Here is a 14,500-nt window from a genome sequence, read left to right on the forward strand (position 1 = left end):
GAAACCATGACTGATATCGCCCTGACGCTTGCCCAAGACCGCCTGCTTCGCCCCGGCGGCCTGGATACCGCTGGCCTGGAGCGCACCTTCGGCCAGTTGCTCGGCCCCGGTGTCGACTTCGGCGACCTTTATTTCCAGCACGCCCGCCGCGAGAGCTGGAGCGTGGAAGACGGCATCGTCAAGGACGGTGCCCATTCCATCGAGCAGGGTGTGGGCGTACGTGCGATTTCCGGCGAGAAGACCGGATTTGCGTACTCCGATGACATCCATGCCGACGCGCTGCTGGCGGCGGCGCAGTCGGCGCGCGCGATCTCGCGTGAGGGCGGTGCGCAGTCCGGGCGATCGCTGCTGCGCGGCAATGCGCGCGCACTGTACCCGGCGCTGGACCCGATCGATGGTATCGGCAACGAAGCCAAGGTCGAGGTGCTCAAGCGCCTGGATGGTTACCTGCGTGCCGCCGACCCGCGCGTGAGGCAGGTGATGGTGAGCCTGTCCGGCGGCGTCGATACGGTGCTGATCGCCCGCAGCGACGGTGTGCTGGCGGCCGATGTGCGTCCGCTGGTACGCCTGAATGTGCAGGTGATCGTCGAGCACAACGGCCGTCGCGAGTCCGGCTATGCCGGTGGCGGTGGCCGTTATGGCTACGAAGACCTGTTTGCCAGCGCCCGGCCCGAAGCCCTCGCCCAGGAAGCGCTGCGCCAGGCGCTGGTGAACCTGGAAGCAGTGCCGGCGCCGGCCGGCATGATGCCGGTGGTGCTCGGCCCGGGTTGGCCGGGCGTGCTGCTGCACGAAGCGGTCGGGCACGGCCTGGAAGGCGACTTCAACCGCAAGGGCACCAGCGTCTACGCCGGCCGCATCGGCGAGCGTGTGGCGGCACCGGGGGTGACCATCGTCGACGACGGCACCCTCGACGGCCGCCGCGGTTCGTTGAACATCGACGATGAAGGCCACCCCAGCCAGTGCACCACGCTGATCGAGGACGGCATCCTGGTCGGCTACATGCAGGACAGCCTCAATGCGCGGCTGATGGGCATGGCCCCGACCGGCAACGGGCGCCGTGAATCGTTCGCGCACCTGACCATGCCACGCATGACCAACACCTACATGCGCGCCGGCGAGCACGATCCGCAGGAGATGATCCGTTCGGTGAAGAAGGGCCTGTACGCGGTCAACTTCGGCGGTGGCCAGGTCGACATCACCAGTGGCAAGTACGTGTTCTCGGCCACCGAGGCCTACCTGATCGAGGACGGCCGCATCACCACGCCGGTGAAGGGCGCGACCCTGATCGGCAACGGCCCGGAAACCATGCAGAAGGTGCGCATGGTCGGCAATGACCTGGCCCTGGACGAGGGCGTGGGCATCTGCGGCAAGGACGGGCAGAGCGTGCCCGTGGGGGTCGGCCAGCCCTCGCTGTTGATCGAGGGCATCACCGTCGGCGGTACCCAGGCCTGAGCGTGGCGATGGCCACAGCAACCGCCCGGGCCGACGCGGACTCAGTCCTCGTCGGCTTCGCCGGTCCCGATGTGGTCGGTGTCTTCGGCGCCGGCCTTCAGGCCCAGCGCGGCCGGCAGCATCAGGCCGCGCAGCACCTGGAAGATCTCGCGGTAAGCGCGCGGCGGCTTGTTCCTGGCCTTCTCGGCCTGCGCGTTGCGTACCAGCGTGCGCAGCTGCTGGCGGTCCGCCTGCGGATAGTCATCGAGCAGAGCGGCCAGCGCCTTGTCACCCTCGGCCAGCAGGCGGTCGCGCCAGTCTTCCACGCGGTGCATCATCGCCACTTCGCGGCGGCCGGTTTCGCTGTTGGCGTCCAGCGCATCGCGGATCGCATCCAGCGTGGCCTCTTCTTCGCGGCGCATGTGCTTGGCCAGGAACGCCAGTTGGCGCTTGTGGGCGATGTGGGCGGTGATGCGCTTGCACTCGGCGATGTGCGGCAGCAGGTCTTCCGGAATCGGCAGGCGCGCCAGCTGGGCCGGGGTCAGCGACACCAGCTTCTCACCCAGGGCCAGCACGTCGAGTGCATCGCGCCGGTTCTGGCTGCGGCTCTTGTCGTGGAATTCACCGGTTTCTTCGTCGCGTCCGCGCATCGTCCCTACCTGATTTCAAAAAAAGTCGCCCGGCGTGATGCCGGGCCCAACCCGTACAGGATAAAGCATTGAACGTGATCGCCCCTGAAGTGGCCGTCGGCGACGACAGCCTGGCCCGGCTGGAACGGCTGGCCGACCTCTCCCAGCAGCTGCTCGACCGCGCCCGCGCGCTGGGCGCCAGCCAGGCCGAGGTCAGCTGCAGCGAGGACCGGGGCCTGGAGGTCAATGTCCGCCTCGGCGAGGTCGAGACTGTGCAGTCCACCCGTGACCGTGGCATCGCCGTGACCGTCTATTTCGGGCAGCGCAAGGGCAGTGCCAGCACTGGCGACCTGAACGAGGCCAGCCTGGCCGCTACGGTCGAGCAGGCCTGCGCGATTGCCCGGCATACCGAGGATGACCCGGCCGCCGGCCTGGCCGAGGCCGCGCTGATGGCCACCGACTTCCCGGACCTGGATGGCTGGCACCCATGGGCGCTGCAGGCCGATGAGGCGGTGGACCTGGCCCTGGCCTGCGAGGCCGCTGGCCGCGAGGCCGATGCGCAGATCCGCAATTCCGATGGCGCTTCCGTATCGAGCATGCAGAGCCTGTCGGTGTACGCCAATTCGCATGGCTTCTTCGGTCGTGAGCGAGGCACCCACCATTCGGTCGGCTGCGCGCTGATCGCCGGGCAGGGCGACGGCATGCAGCGCGATGGCTGGTATACCAGCGCGCTGGCGCAGGGGGACCTGGAAGACGTGGGTCTGGTCGGCCGCCGCGCCGCCGAGCGCACCGTGGCCCGCCTGCAGCCGCGTTCGTTGGCCACTGGCAGCATGCCGGTGCTGTTCGCCCCGGAAGTGGCGCGCAGCCTGGTCGGCCACCTGCTGTCGGCAGTGTCCGGCGGCGCGTTGTACCGCCAGGCCAGTTTCCTGCTGGACAGCGTCGGCCAGCGCCTGTTCCCGGAGTGGATGCAGATTGACGAACTGCCGCACCTGCGCCGCGGCCTGCGCTCGGCCGCCTTCGACGGCGACGGCGTGGCCACCCGTGCTTCGGCGCTGGTCCGTGACGGCGTGCTGCAGCGCTATGTGCTGGGCAGCTATTCGGCGCGCAAGCTGGGCCTGCAGACCACCGCCAATGCTGGCGGTGTGCACAACCTGCAGCTGGCGGCCAATGCCGGCTCGCTCGAAGAGATCGCCCGACAGATGGGTGACGGCCTGCTGGTGACCGAGCTGATGGGGCAGGGTGTGAACGGGGTGACCGGCGACTATTCGCGCGGCGCCGGCGGCTTCCGTGTCGAGAACGGCGAGATCCAGTACCCGGTGGACGGCGTCACCATCGCCGGCAACCTGCGCGAGATGTTCAGCAGCATCGAGGCGGTCGGCAGCGACGTCGACCCGCGCTCGCACATCCGGACCGGCTCGATCCTGCTGGGGCGGATGACCATTGCCGGTAATGATTGATGGCGTCGATGGCGTAAGCTATGCCCGCCTGACGCAACCAGCTTGGTGCTGGTGGGTCAAGACCACCCAATGAAAAGGAGTTTTGTCGTGAGTGAATTCGATAACGTCCCGCCGCCGCCGGCAACCACCAATGCCCCGGCCGACCAGCGCACCATGGCGCTGGCCGCGCACCTGCTGGGCATCTTCACCTGGTTCATCGGCCCGCTGATCATCTGGCTGATCAACAAGGATGACGCCAGCAAGTCCTTCGTGACAGACCAGGCCAAGGAAGCGCTGAACTTCCAGATCACCATCACCATCGCGATGCTGATCTGCATCGTGCTGACCATCGTGATCATCGGCGGCATCCTGGCGCCGATCGTCGGCATCCTGAACCTGGTGTTCTGCATCATCGCCGCCGTGAAGGCCAACAACGGCGAAGCCTACCGCTACCCGTTCGCGCTGCGCCTGGTCAAGTAATTCCGGCCGCACGCGCAAACAGGAACGCCCGGCATTGCCGGGCGTTCCTGTTTGGCGGCAGCATCACGCCAACGATCAGTGATCGCGTTCCACCGCCAGCGTGGCCAGCGCGCGCAGCGCGTCGGCCTCTTCGCCATGGCCGGCCAACGTAGCCTGCATGCGTGCGGCCAGTTCGCGCAGCTGCGCCTTCGCACCGTCCATGCCGAGCAGCGCGGGGAAGGTGCTCTTGTCCTGAGCCTGGTCCTTGCCGGCGGTCTTGCCCAGCTGTTCGGAACTGGCTTCGACATCGAGGATGTCATCGCGGACCTGGAAGGCCAGGCCGAGCGCGTCGGCGAAGCCGTCCAGCTGGGCCAGCTGTGGTTCGTGGGCCTGGCCGCACAGCGCTCCCATGCGCACCGCTGCACGGATCAGCGCGCCGGTTTTCAGCGCGTGCATGCGGGTCAGTGCCGCCAGCGTCTGCTGCTGGCCGGTGGCATCGATGTCCAGCGCCTGGCCGCCGCACATGCCGGAGGCACCGGAGGCGTGGGCCAGGGTCTGCAGGCAGGCCACGCGCAGCGTGGCGGGCAGTGGCGCATCAGCCAGCAGGCCGAAGGCTCGGGTCTGCAGGGCGTCGCCGGCCAGGATCGCGGTGGCTTCGTCGAAGGCGATGTGGGTGGTCGGCTTGCCGCGGCGCAGCGCGTCATCGTCCATGGCCGGCAGGTCGTCGTGCACCAGCGAATAGGCGTGGATGAGCTCGACGGCCATCGCCGCTGCGTCAAGGCTTTCAGGCTGCGCGCCGAACAGGTGCCCGCTGGCATACACCAGCAGCGGGCGCATGCGCTTGCCACCGCCCAGCACCGAATAGCGCATGGCCTGGTGCAGGCGCTGCGGTGCTTCGGCAGGCGAGGGCAGGGCAGCGTCGAGCTGGCTTTCGATACGGTCGCGCCAGCGTGCGAACAGAACCTCAGCCGTCATGGCTGGGCGGATCGAAAGGTTCGGATGCTTCCGGCTGCGCCGGATCGCTGAGCAGGCGCACGCGCAGTTCGGCCTGTTCCAGCGCCTGCTGGCACTGGCGGTACAGACCGACGCCACGTTCGTAAGCACTGAGCGACGCTTCCAGGCTCAGCTCGCCGGTTTCCATCTGCTCCACCAGCTGCTCCAGCGATTCGAGCGACTGCTCGAACTGGGCGACCGGGGAGGCGTTTTCGGGGGACTTCTTGGCCATGCGGCAAGTGTGGACGGGCTGCGCGCGGGGGTCAATTCACCAGCCGCCGGGACGCCACTGCAGCTGCGCGTCGTGGGCCTGCAACCAGGCCTGCAGGGGAGCTGCGATGACCACGTCGGCGGCGGCAAGCAGCTGGGCGCCATCGAAGATCAGCGGCAGCTGGGCGCGCCGCCAGGGGGCAAGGTGCTCGCGTTGCAGGCAGTCCTTCAGCGCATGCGAATGCGGGCGGCCGGGCAACATGATGCGCTCACCACCCACGCGTGCACGGACCTGAAGCGGGCGTTCGAAGCCCACGGCGCCCTGCAGGCGCAGTTGGCCACCATCGGGCAGCGGCAAGGGGGCATGCCCGTCCCATTCGGCCTGCCATCCGCGGGGCAGCGATGGCAGCTGCGCGGGCAGCAGATAGGCGTGCTCGCGCCATTGCTGGATGGCATGCTCGTGCCAGCGCAGCCGCGCCTGGCGATCGTTGCTGGCCGGCAGCAGTTCGTGCAGACCCTGCTGCAGTACCGTGGCCGGCAGTGGGGCGGCACCGTGGCCGATCACCCAGGCGCGCAGCACGCGCGCGGCACGCCCCGGTGACACCTGGCGCAGCAGCTGCAGCGAAAGCACGCGTGGTGCCACTTCCAGGTGCGCGATCAGCTCGGCGTCTTCCTCGTCCAGCAGAGCACGGGTCTGCCCGCAGTGCATTGCGCTGCCCGCCAATGCTGCAGCCGCATGCGGCCAGCGCTGGCGCAGCAACGGCAGCACCTGCAGGCGCAGGAAGTTGCGATCGGCGTGGTCGTGGCCATTGCTGGGGTCTTCGATCCAGCGCAGCGCGTGCTGGTTCGCGTAGTCGAGCAGTGCACTGCGTGGCACCGCCAGCAGCGGTCGCCATAGAGGCGCTTCGCCAAGGTGGCTGTGCGCGGACATCGCGGCAAGGCCATCGACGCCGGATCCGCGCAGGGCCCGCAGCAGGAAGGTCTCGGCCTGATCGTCCTGGTGCTGCGCCAGTGCCAGTGTTTCGCCGTCGCGCAGTTCGGCGGCGAACGCTGCACGTCGTGCCTGCCGCGCCGCGCCTTCAAGGCCGAGGCCCGCGCGCTTGTCGACCTGCACGTGATGCACGGCCAGTTCAATGCCCAGTGCCGCGCATTGCTGCTGGCAATGCAGCACCCAGGCGTCCGCATCGGCCTGCAGGCCATGGTGTACGTGCACCGCACGCAGCGCCGTGCCGGCGGCTTGGGCGCAGCGCCACAGCCAGTGCAGCAGCACGGTCGAGTCGACACCGCCGCTGTAGCCCACCAGCAGCGGCGCATCCAGCGGAACGAGGGCAGGGAAGGCAGTCACGGCGGCAAGTATAGGGTTGCTCGGCAGGGCTGCGCCCTGCACCCGCTACGATCCAGAGCAACAGCAACAGCAAAAGCTGGTTTCCTGAGGGTTGGCGGGGGGGGGCCGGTTGCGGGGGACGCCGTTAACCCGTCCATGGGGGCTTGGCCGCGGCATCCATGCCGCGGACACTCCCGCAACCGGACCCACCCCGCCTTCGACAGTCTCCTGCGGTCTGTTGGACATGCCGATGGGGTCAGATCCGTTTTCCGCAGGAAAACGGATCTGACCCCGATTTATTTCGATATCTGACAGATCTGATCCACGCATGGCGTGGATGGTCCAACCGTCACCGGAAATCTGTCGGGGGGGGGGGCGGTGTGGGTGGGCAGGACCGTTGGCGCCATGGATGGCGCCATCGAGCCCCCATGGATGGGTTTACGGCGTGTCCTGACCACCCACACCGCGCCCCCCAACTCACAGAAAACCAGAGCCGCTTTTGATTTTGATTTGGCTTCGGCTTCGGCAGGTGCAGGGCGCAGCCCTGCGGAAAAAACTACTTCACCCGGCGGCCCGAGCGGTCGATGCGGAACCGCTCTCCGCCTTCCATCGGTGTGTGGCCATCGGCATCCGGCATGCCACGCCGGCAGCCGTTGCAGACCTCGGCCACGCCATCCTGGAACGGCCAGGCGAAATCAAAGGTGCCCGGCACCACCTGGCGGAACTTCAGGTCGAAGTAGCTCACGCGATTGCCGACGCGGCCGCGCAGCAGGCCTTCCTGCGGCGTTTCCGGGCCGTTGTCCCAGGTCAGCACCGGCAGGCTGCGGCCCGTGCGGTCGACGTAGTGGAAGCCCTGGTCGGCATACACCACGGCCAGGCCGTGGTCGTCGTAGTTCAGGTCCTTCAGCGTATCGGCGCTGATCTTCAGCCGGTGATCGACCACCTCGCAGTTGGGGAGCGGCCACAATCCGTGTTCGTCGGTCAGCAGCTTGCATGCCGGTGCCTGTGCCTGTGCATTGGCACTGACCAGCACGCCAAGCATTGCCAGCGACCGCGCAAGGCGGCCGCTGGCAGGGGCAGGGCGGGCCCGCCGCGCGATCACTTGGCCTCGGCCTTGCGTTCGAAGGCCGTCGGTGCCGGCAACTGCACCGGCACGCCCTTGTCATCGCAGGTGCCGGCCTGGCACAGGCGCTCGCGCAGGGCCGGGGTGGCCTGCACGATCATGTGGTAGATCGCGTTCTGTTCCAGCGTGCCGCGGATCGCCTTGCTGCCCGGGCCACGTGCCCAGATGCCGACGTCCTCACCACCATGCGATTCGGACTTCATCGGCACCAGCGCTTCCTGCATGTAGTCCGGATGCTCGGTGTCGACCTCGCGCAGGTTCGGGCGACCGTTGGCCGGTTCGAAGCTGCTTGGGTTGTGCGGGTAACGCTTCGGCCCGGCCGGCTGCTGGTTGCTGCTGCCGGTGTGGCCTGGGCCGTTGGCGTAGCTCAGCGTGGTGTACGGCTGGCCGGTGCCGTCCAGGGCGTAGTCCAGCTTGCCGGCGCCGTCTTCGCCGCCCTTGTCCTTCACCTTGCCCAGGATCGGGTTGCCGCGTGCCGGGTAGCCGACGAAGTTCAGCGTGTGCGAGTGGTCGGCGGTGACGATGATCAGGGTGTCGTCGGCCGAGGTCAGCTCGTTGGCCACGCGCACCGCATCGGACAGCGCCACGGTCTCGGTCAGTGCACGGTAGGCATTGCCGCTGTGGTTGGCGTGGTCGATGCGCGCGCCTTCGATCATCAGCACGTAGCCTTCCGGGTGCCTGGAAAGGTTCTTGATCGCTGCAGCCGTCAGTTCGGCCAGGCTCGGCTCACCGCCCGGATCCTGCGGGCGCTCGTACTCGTAGCGCATGTGGTCCGGTTCGAACAGGCCAAGGATGGCCGGCGCATTGGCGGCCGCGGCCAGCTGCTTGCTGTTCCAGACATAGGCACCCTGCGGATGCGCCTGCTGCCATTCCTGGACCAGGCTGCGGCCGTCCAGGCGCTGGCCGACCTTGTCGTCGTATTCCGGGTCGCGCTCTTCCACGGTGGTGAACTCACCACGGCCGCCACCAAGGGCGACAAGCGGGCCGCGCCCATAGCGCGAGGTCGACAGCAGCTGCTGGGCGATGTCCTTGCAGCCGGCCGCCTTGGCCGCTTCAGTCAGGTCGGTGTCGTTTTCCCAGTTGCGCTCGGGCGAGTGCGCGTAGGTGGCAGCCGGGGTGGCATGGGTCAGGCGTGCGGTGGAGACCACGCCGGTGGCCAGGCCGGCGCTGTCGGCCAGCTGCAGCCAGGTCAGCAGGCCCTTGGACAGGCTGTCGGCACAGTCGGTGCGGCTTCCGGCACTGACGCCGATCGCGCCCATGTGGGTCTTCACGCCGGTGGTGATGGCGGTCATGGTGCCGGCCGAATCAGGCGTCTGCGAATCGGTGTTGTAGGTCTTGCTGAACGCCGTGGCCGGGAAGCGTTCCCAGGACAGCAGGTTCTCCTCGCCGGAGCCGCCCTTGCGCTGGCCCTCGTAGATGCGCGAGGCGGCCACAGTGGTCAGGCTCATGCCGTCGCCGAGGAACAGGATGACGTTCTTGGCCTTGCCGGACATCGCACCATTGGCCGCAGCCTGGGCGGCCCCGCTGCGGTACCACCACTGCGGGGTCTCGCCGGCCGGATGGGCGACGGGATCGACGGCGACCTTCAGGCCGGCCGGGGCGGACGCGGGGGCGGAGCTGGCGCAGGCGCCCAGCAGAAGGGTGGTGGCGCAGGCGGCCAACAGGGAGACGGAACGACGCATGGACGCTGGGATCTCACAAACTGTAACGGGACATTCATTATGCCCGCCCCAGCAAGGCACGCCGATGACACACTGATTTGCCGGCCGGGCGGTCGTTCTGCGGGCTGCCTTGGGCTATCGTGCCAGCATCCCTTCCTTCCCCTCTGGATTGCCTATGAAGCTGGTCTCTGCCTGGCTGCGGATTCCGTTCTGGCAGCGCGTGGTCGGTGGCTTCGTGCTCGGCGCGCTGGCCGGCTGGGCGCTCGGCCCGGCCGCGGAAACGTGGTTTGGCCCGCTCGGTGAGCTGTACGTCACCCTGATCAAGATGATCGCCGTGCCGCTGGTGTTCTTCGCGGTCATCAACGCGATCTCGTCGCTGCACGGGCAGAAGTCCGTGGCCGCGCTCAGTGGGCGCACCTTCCTGTGGTTCGTGATTACCGCTGCGCTGGCAGTGTGTGTCGGCCTGGCCGTGGGTACGGTGCTGCAGCCCGGCGCGGGTGGCCTGCAGTTGTCGATGGCCAGCAACTACGTGCCGCGCGAAGTGCCCAGCGTGGTGCAGGTGCTGCTGGACGTGGTGCCTGCCAATGTCTTCTATGCGCTGTCCGGCATCGGCACCAAGGTCAACGCGGCCGGTGAGACCGTGCTGGCTGCGGGTCGCGGCTCGATCCTGCCGGTGATCTTCTTCGCCGGCCTGGTGGGCTTTGCCATCGTCAAGCTGGGCGAGAAGGTGACCGAGGCGCGCAAGCTGGTTGGCCAGATGAGCGACATCATGATCCAGGTGACCCGCTTCGTGCTGGAAGTCACCCCGATCGGCACCTTCGGCCTGATCGCAGGCCTGGTCGGCAGCTATGGGTTCGAGAAGCTGCTGCCGCTGGGCCATTTCGTGCTGGCGTTGTACGTGGCCTGTGCGCTGCACATCGTGGTTGTCTACAGCGCGCTGCTGCTGGCGCACGGCCTGAACCCGCTGAAGTTCTTCCGTGGCGCCGCACCGGGCATGCAGGTTGCGTTCGTCAGCTCGTCCAGCTTCGCTGCGATGCCGGTGGCGCTGCGTTCGATCACCCACAACCTGGGCGTGAACAAGGACTACGGTTCGTTCGCGGTGCCGCTGGGCGCCAGCATCAAGATGGACGGCTGCGGCGCGATCTATCCGGCGCTGTGCGCGGTGTTCATTTCGCAGTACAGCGGCGTGCCGCTGACCCCGGAGCAGTACGTGGTGGTGCTGATCGCCTCGGTGCTGGGCAGCTTCGGCACCGCCGGCGTGCCGGGTACTGCGGTGATCATGGCCACGGTGGTGCTGAGCGCAGCCAATCTGCCGCTGGAGACCATCGGCTACCTGTATGCCATCGACCGCATCCTGGACATGATGCGCACGATGACGAATGTGACCGGCCAGATGCTGGTACCGGTGCTCGTGGCCAAGGAGACCGGGTTGCTCGACCAGGCGGTGTATGACAATCCGTCCAGCAATGTGGGCGTGGATGATCCTGACCCGACACCACCGCAGCGCTGAGGTGTGTGGTGAATTGAAAGGCCCGCCCTGACCGGCGGGCCTTTTGTTTGGGAGATGCCCGACGCGGTGCCGGCCAAGGGGGCCCCGGGGTGGATCCACACTGAGCGAGGATGAAAGGCAGTGCCGACCAACGGTCGGCACCCACCGGCAAGCCCCGCCCCGATCGGCGGAACCCTGGAGCAGAGCCACGGTAGATCCACGCCATGCGTGGATGAAGGTGGTGCCGACCACGCTCGGCAGCTACCCATCAATTGCATGGGCTCAATAAAAAAAGCCGCTGCAGGGCAGCGGCTTCTCGCATCAGGCGGCGCCGTAGCGCCAGCGGGTCAGAGGTCGACCCGGCGGGCCTGCATGAACTTGTTGCCCCAGTAGCCACTGAGCAGGGTGTCCACGCGGACGTCCTTGCCGGAGCTCGGTGCGTGCAGGAAGCGGCCGTCGCCGACATAGATGCCGACGTGGTCGACGCGGCCCTTGCGGCCGAAGAAGACCAGGTCACCTGCGGCCAGCGCGGTGCGGTCGTTGATCAGTTCGGCGTTGTCATCGTGGGCCATCTCGCGCGAGACGCGCGGCAGCTCGATGCCCAGGGCCGAACGGAACACATAACCGACCAGGCCGCTGCAGTCGAAACCGCTGTCCGGGTTGCTGCCACCCCAACGGTACGGGGTGCCCAGCAGGGTCATCGCGCGGCGCAGCAGCGACTGCACCTTGCCGTTGTCGGCGGCGGTACCGACAACGCTGCCATTGGCGGCGCTGCTGGTGTCGTAATTGGCGAGCAGGCGGCTGAGGTCGCCGGCCACCACGGCCGAGCGGTCCATCAGCGGAATGGTGTCGTTGGCGGCCAGGTGCGGCAGCAGGGCGGCCAGCGTGGCGCTGGCGGCGGCATCGACGCGGCTGCGCTGCGGAGCGGCAGCCTCGGCCTTGGCGGCCGGTCGGGCGGCGCTCTCGGCCACCGGGGCCGGGGGCACATCGGAACGGTTCGGAGCGGTCTGCGACCAGGCCGGAAGGCTGGTCAGGCACAGTGCCAAGCCAAGCAACAACGGGCGGGCACTGCGTGAAGATACGGAAGTCTGGCCTTCGCTTTTCAGGTCGTCAGTCGTCACGCGTCGGTCACAGGAAAAAAACGATGGGGCATCATGCCCTGTAAAAGCGCCGATAAGTTAAAAATTCCGTTAGTAAAACGTTATTGCGGCAGTGATTTTCGTCACAGTTTTGAACATATGGCCTGTTCATTTTAGCGAAGGACGCGTTTCGCCCCCGTGTAGTGGTCTTTCCAGTAGGGGCCGCTGAGCGAGTCGAGGCGTACCGTTCCGCCGGTACTCGGCGCGTGCACGAAACGCCCCTCACCTACATAGATGCCGACATGGGTGACGCTGCCTCGGCTGCCGAAGAACACCAGATCGCCGGTGGCCAGGCGCTGCGGATCGATCTTCGGGCCCTGTACCGCGGCCAGGTCGCGCGAGGTGCGCGGCAGTCGCAGGTCCAGCATTTCCCGATAGACATAGGCGACCAGGCCGCTGCAGTCGAAGCCCGAATCCGGGGTATTGCCGCCATAGCGGTAGGGCGTGCCGACCAGGCTGATGGCCCGCATCAGCACCGAGTTGGCGGCCTCGGGGTTGTCCGGCACGGTCTTCGGCCAGTTCGCCGTCGGTGGCGGCGGCGCCGGGCGGGTGGCCTTGCCGCCTCCACAGGCGGTCATCAACACGGGCAGGGCCAGCAACAGGGCCGGGGCGAGAAACCGGCGCGGGCCGGACGAAACTGGCGTGATGTGCATGATCTCCGGATAATGCGCCACCTTGGATTGGCCGTCATGATGGCGGCGTCCCCGCCGGGCGACAACCCGCCCCAACCCGCCTGCCTCCGGCAGATCCAGACAGAGTTGCGCATGAAGATCGAAAAAGACCGCGTTGTCCGCTTCCACTACACCGTTTCCGAAGTCGGCCAGGAGCCGATCGAGTCGTCCAAGGACCGCGGCGAGCCGCTGGCGATCCTGATCGGCCACGGCAACATCATCCCGGGCCTGGAAAACGCCATGATGGACAAGGAAGCCGGCGCGACCTTCAACGTCGACGTCAAGGCGGCCGATGCCTACGGCGAGCGTCGTGAAGGCCTGTCCCAGCGCGTGCCGAAGAAGCACTTCGGCAACACCAAGCTGGCCCCGGGCCAGCAGGTCGTGCTGCAGACCAACTTCGGCCCGCGTGCGGTGACCGTGCAGAAGGTCGGCATGAGCGTCGTCGACGTCGACCTGAACCACCCGATGGCCGGCAAGGACCTGCACTTCGACGTCGAGATCGTCGACGTGCGCGAAGCCGGCAAGGAAGAGATCGACCACGGCCACGTCCACGGCGACGGTGGTCACCAGCACTGATCGCAGCGCGATCGTGATGGATGCAGCGGCCCGCTTCGGCGGGCCGTTGCGTTTCTGGAACACGGCGCGGCCATCCATGGCGTACGGGCCGGCGGCATAATGGCGGACCTGCCTGACGGACGCCCCGTGAACGCCGCTTCTCCTTCCCTGCAGCCGGTCGCTTCCGGCGAACGCATCGCCGTGCTGGACGTGCTGCGCGGTGCCGCGCTGCTGGGCATCCTGCTGATGAACATCGAGGCCTTCAGCGGACCGCTGGACCTGGCCTTCACCGGCATCGACGTGCATTGGCAGGGCATCGACTACTGGGCCGATGCCTTTGTGTACGTGTTCGTGCAGGGCAAGTTCTTCACCCTGTTCTCGCTGCTGTTCGGCGCCGGCTTCGCGGTGATGGCGCAGCGCGCTGAGGCCGCCGGGCGCGACTTCACCCCGTTCTATCTGCGCCGCAGCGCTGGCTTGCTGCTGATCGGCCTGTGCCACGCGCTGCTGGTCTGGTCCGGCGACATCCTGGTGATGTACGCGTTGGTCTCGTTGCCGTTGCTGGCCTGCCGCGAGGCGCCGCGCAGCTGGCTGCCGTGGATGGGCGTGACCGTCTATCTGGGCGGCGTTGCGCTGATGCTGCTGGTGGGCGCGATGGTGTCGATGGCTTCGACCGAAGAGGTGCGGGGCATGCTTGCCGAGGCGCAGCAGAGCATCGACCTGCAGCGGCAGGTGTACGGGCAGGGCAGCTGGGCGCAGGCCACTGTGCAGCGCCTGAGCGAGTTCGGCACCTCGATGGGCGCGCTGCTGATCACCGGCCCGGAAGTGCTGGGCATGTTCCTGATCGGCAGCTGGTTCGCCGGCAGCGGCGCGTTGGCGACGCCGGAGCGCTTTCCGCGGCTGTACGCGGTGCTGCGTTGGGGGGCACTGCCGCTGGGCCTTGTGGTCACGCTGCTGGGTGTTGCCTGGAAGCCCTATCTGGCGCCGGGTGCCTACGGCCTGCCGGCGACGGCGGCGATGGCGCTGGTGACGATCGGTGGCCTGCCGATGTGCCTGGGTTACCTCGCGTGGATCGTGCATTGGCGTGCGCGGTTGGCCTGGCTGGCACCGGTCGGGCGCATGGCGCTGACCCACTATCTTGGCCAGTCGCTGCTGTGTACCTGGACCTTCTACCAGTATGGCCTGGGCAGGTTCGAGACGATGCCGCGCAGCGTGCAGCTGTTGTTCGCGCTGCTGCTGTTTGCCGCGCAGGTGGTCTTCTCGCACCTGTGGCTGCGCCATTTCCGCTTCGGCCCGATCGAGTGGATATGGCGTGCGATGACCTATCGGCAGTGGCCATCGATGCGGCGCGGGACGGAGCAGGGGTGAGCGATGGGCACGCAT

Annotated in this window: 14 protein-coding genes; 6 read left to right on the plus strand and 8 right to left on the minus strand. The window is 67.6% G+C overall.

From position 1 onward, the window contains the following. Positions 1 to 6 precede the first annotated feature (6 nt). On the plus strand, positions 7 to 1,452 hold the full coding sequence (tldD, locus tag AC5P7X_RS17125) for a metalloprotease TldD (protein ID WP_070488914.1): 1,446 nt from the start codon (positions 7 to 9) through the stop codon (positions 1,450 to 1,452). Between the two features lie 41 nt (positions 1,453 to 1,493). Here tldD and yjgA read toward each other — a convergent pair whose 3' ends face one another. Continuing rightward, on the minus strand, positions 1,494 to 2,081 hold the full coding sequence (gene yjgA, locus AC5P7X_RS17130; RefSeq protein WP_005418075.1) for a ribosome biogenesis factor YjgA: 588 nt from the start codon (positions 2,079 to 2,081) through the stop codon (positions 1,494 to 1,496). Between the two features lie 68 nt (positions 2,082 to 2,149). Here yjgA and pmbA point away from each other — a divergent pair, with 68 nt between their 5' ends. Beyond that, the gene (gene pmbA / locus AC5P7X_RS17135; RefSeq protein WP_070488917.1) at positions 2,150 to 3,517 is read left to right on the plus strand and encodes a metalloprotease PmbA; all 1,368 of its coding nucleotides are present in this window, start codon (positions 2,150 to 2,152) and stop codon (positions 3,515 to 3,517) included. Between the two features lie 87 nt (positions 3,518 to 3,604). Continuing rightward, positions 3,605 to 3,976 (plus strand): DUF4870 domain-containing protein, encoded by a 372-nt coding sequence (locus AC5P7X_RS17140; RefSeq protein ID WP_005418071.1) that lies wholly within the window; start codon positions 3,605 to 3,607, stop codon positions 3,974 to 3,976. 75 nt (positions 3,977 to 4,051) lie between these two features. Here AC5P7X_RS17140 and AC5P7X_RS17145 read toward each other — a convergent pair whose 3' ends face one another. The 5 genes from AC5P7X_RS17145 to AC5P7X_RS17165 form a co-directional block, all read right to left on the minus strand. Beyond that, positions 4,052 to 4,930: a polyprenyl synthetase family protein gene (locus AC5P7X_RS17145; protein ID WP_053498934.1), complete on the minus strand. Its 879-nt coding sequence runs from the start codon at positions 4,928 to 4,930 to the stop codon at positions 4,052 to 4,054. Then, complete coding sequence (locus AC5P7X_RS17150) at positions 4,920 to 5,180, minus strand: exodeoxyribonuclease VII small subunit (protein ID WP_005410522.1); 261 nt, start codon at positions 5,178 to 5,180, stop codon at positions 4,920 to 4,922. Before AC5P7X_RS17150 ends, AC5P7X_RS17145 begins: the two co-directional genes overlap by 11 nt. A 36-nt stretch (positions 5,181 to 5,216) precedes the next feature. Next, positions 5,217 to 6,503, minus strand: coding sequence for a tRNA lysidine(34) synthetase TilS (tilS, locus tag AC5P7X_RS17155; protein WP_495215191.1), 1,287 nt, complete (start codon positions 6,501 to 6,503; stop codon positions 5,217 to 5,219). Between the two features lie 535 nt (positions 6,504 to 7,038). After that, entirely contained in the window at positions 7,039 to 7,584 is a 546-nt protein-coding gene (locus AC5P7X_RS17160) for a WG repeat-containing protein (protein WP_329842430.1), read from the minus strand. After that, positions 7,581 to 9,287 carry an alkaline phosphatase gene (locus AC5P7X_RS17165; RefSeq protein WP_053497129.1) on the minus strand — a complete coding sequence of 569 codons (1,707 nt, stop codon included), beginning with the start codon at positions 9,285 to 9,287 and terminating at the stop codon, positions 7,581 to 7,583. Before AC5P7X_RS17165 ends, AC5P7X_RS17160 begins: the two co-directional genes overlap by 4 nt. Before the next feature lie 154 nt (positions 9,288 to 9,441). Between AC5P7X_RS17165 and AC5P7X_RS17170 the strand changes: the two genes are divergently transcribed. Beyond that, the gene (locus AC5P7X_RS17170) at positions 9,442 to 10,776 is read left to right on the plus strand and encodes a dicarboxylate/amino acid:cation symporter (RefSeq protein ID WP_053497131.1); all 1,335 of its coding nucleotides are present in this window, start codon (positions 9,442 to 9,444) and stop codon (positions 10,774 to 10,776) included. 326 nt (positions 10,777 to 11,102) lie between these two features. Here the strand turns inward: AC5P7X_RS17170 and AC5P7X_RS17175 are convergent, their stop codons facing one another. Then, positions 11,103 to 11,876: a C40 family peptidase gene (locus tag AC5P7X_RS17175; RefSeq protein ID WP_053497133.1), complete on the minus strand. Its 774-nt coding sequence runs from the start codon at positions 11,874 to 11,876 to the stop codon at positions 11,103 to 11,105. Between the two features lie 131 nt (positions 11,877 to 12,007). Then, a complete protein-coding gene (locus AC5P7X_RS17180; protein ID WP_005418044.1) occupies positions 12,008 to 12,547 on the minus strand; it encodes a C40 family peptidase in 540 nt (179 codons plus the stop codon). 111 nt (positions 12,548 to 12,658) lie between these two features. On the opposite strand from AC5P7X_RS17180, the gene AC5P7X_RS17185 reads away from it, so the two are divergent. Further along, positions 12,659 to 13,141 carry an FKBP-type peptidyl-prolyl cis-trans isomerase gene (locus AC5P7X_RS17185; RefSeq protein WP_005418041.1) on the plus strand — a complete coding sequence of 161 codons (483 nt, stop codon included), beginning with the start codon at positions 12,659 to 12,661 and terminating at the stop codon, positions 13,139 to 13,141. 99 nt (positions 13,142 to 13,240) lie between these two features. After that, the gene (locus AC5P7X_RS17190) at positions 13,241 to 14,485 is read left to right on the plus strand and encodes a DUF418 domain-containing protein (RefSeq protein WP_005418032.1); all 1,245 of its coding nucleotides are present in this window, start codon (positions 13,241 to 13,243) and stop codon (positions 14,483 to 14,485) included. Positions 14,486 to 14,500 lie beyond the last annotated feature (15 nt).

This window comes from Stenotrophomonas sp. YJH_SMC_53 (assembly GCF_059369995.1).

Bases quoted from the DNA above. Each gene is read 5' to 3' on its own strand.
- yjgA (WP_005418075.1), bottom strand. From the start codon at position 2,081: ATGCGCGGACGCGACGAAGAAACCGGTGAATTCCACGACAAGAGCCGC.
- AC5P7X_RS17185 (WP_005418041.1), top strand. From the start codon at position 12,659: ATGAAGATCGAAAAAGACCGCGTTGTCCGCTTCCACTACACCGTTTCC.
- AC5P7X_RS17180 (WP_005418044.1), bottom strand. From the start codon at position 12,547: ATGCACATCACGCCAGTTTCGTCCGGCCCGCGCCGGTTTCTCGCCCCG.
- AC5P7X_RS17165 (WP_053497129.1), bottom strand. From the start codon at position 9,287: ATGCGTCGTTCCGTCTCCCTGTTGGCCGCCTGCGCCACCACCCTTCTG.
- AC5P7X_RS17150 (WP_005410522.1), bottom strand. From the start codon at position 5,180: ATGGCCAAGAAGTCCCCCGAAAACGCCTCCCCGGTCGCCCAGTTCGAG.
- AC5P7X_RS17190 (WP_005418032.1), top strand. From the start codon at position 13,241: ATGGCGGACCTGCCTGACGGACGCCCCGTGAACGCCGCTTCTCCTTCC.
- AC5P7X_RS17170 (WP_053497131.1), top strand. From the start codon at position 9,442: ATGAAGCTGGTCTCTGCCTGGCTGCGGATTCCGTTCTGGCAGCGCGTG.
- AC5P7X_RS17145 (WP_053498934.1), bottom strand. From the start codon at position 4,930: ATGACGGCTGAGGTTCTGTTCGCACGCTGGCGCGACCGTATCGAAAGC.
- tldD (WP_070488914.1), top strand. From the start codon at position 7: ATGACTGATATCGCCCTGACGCTTGCCCAAGACCGCCTGCTTCGCCCC.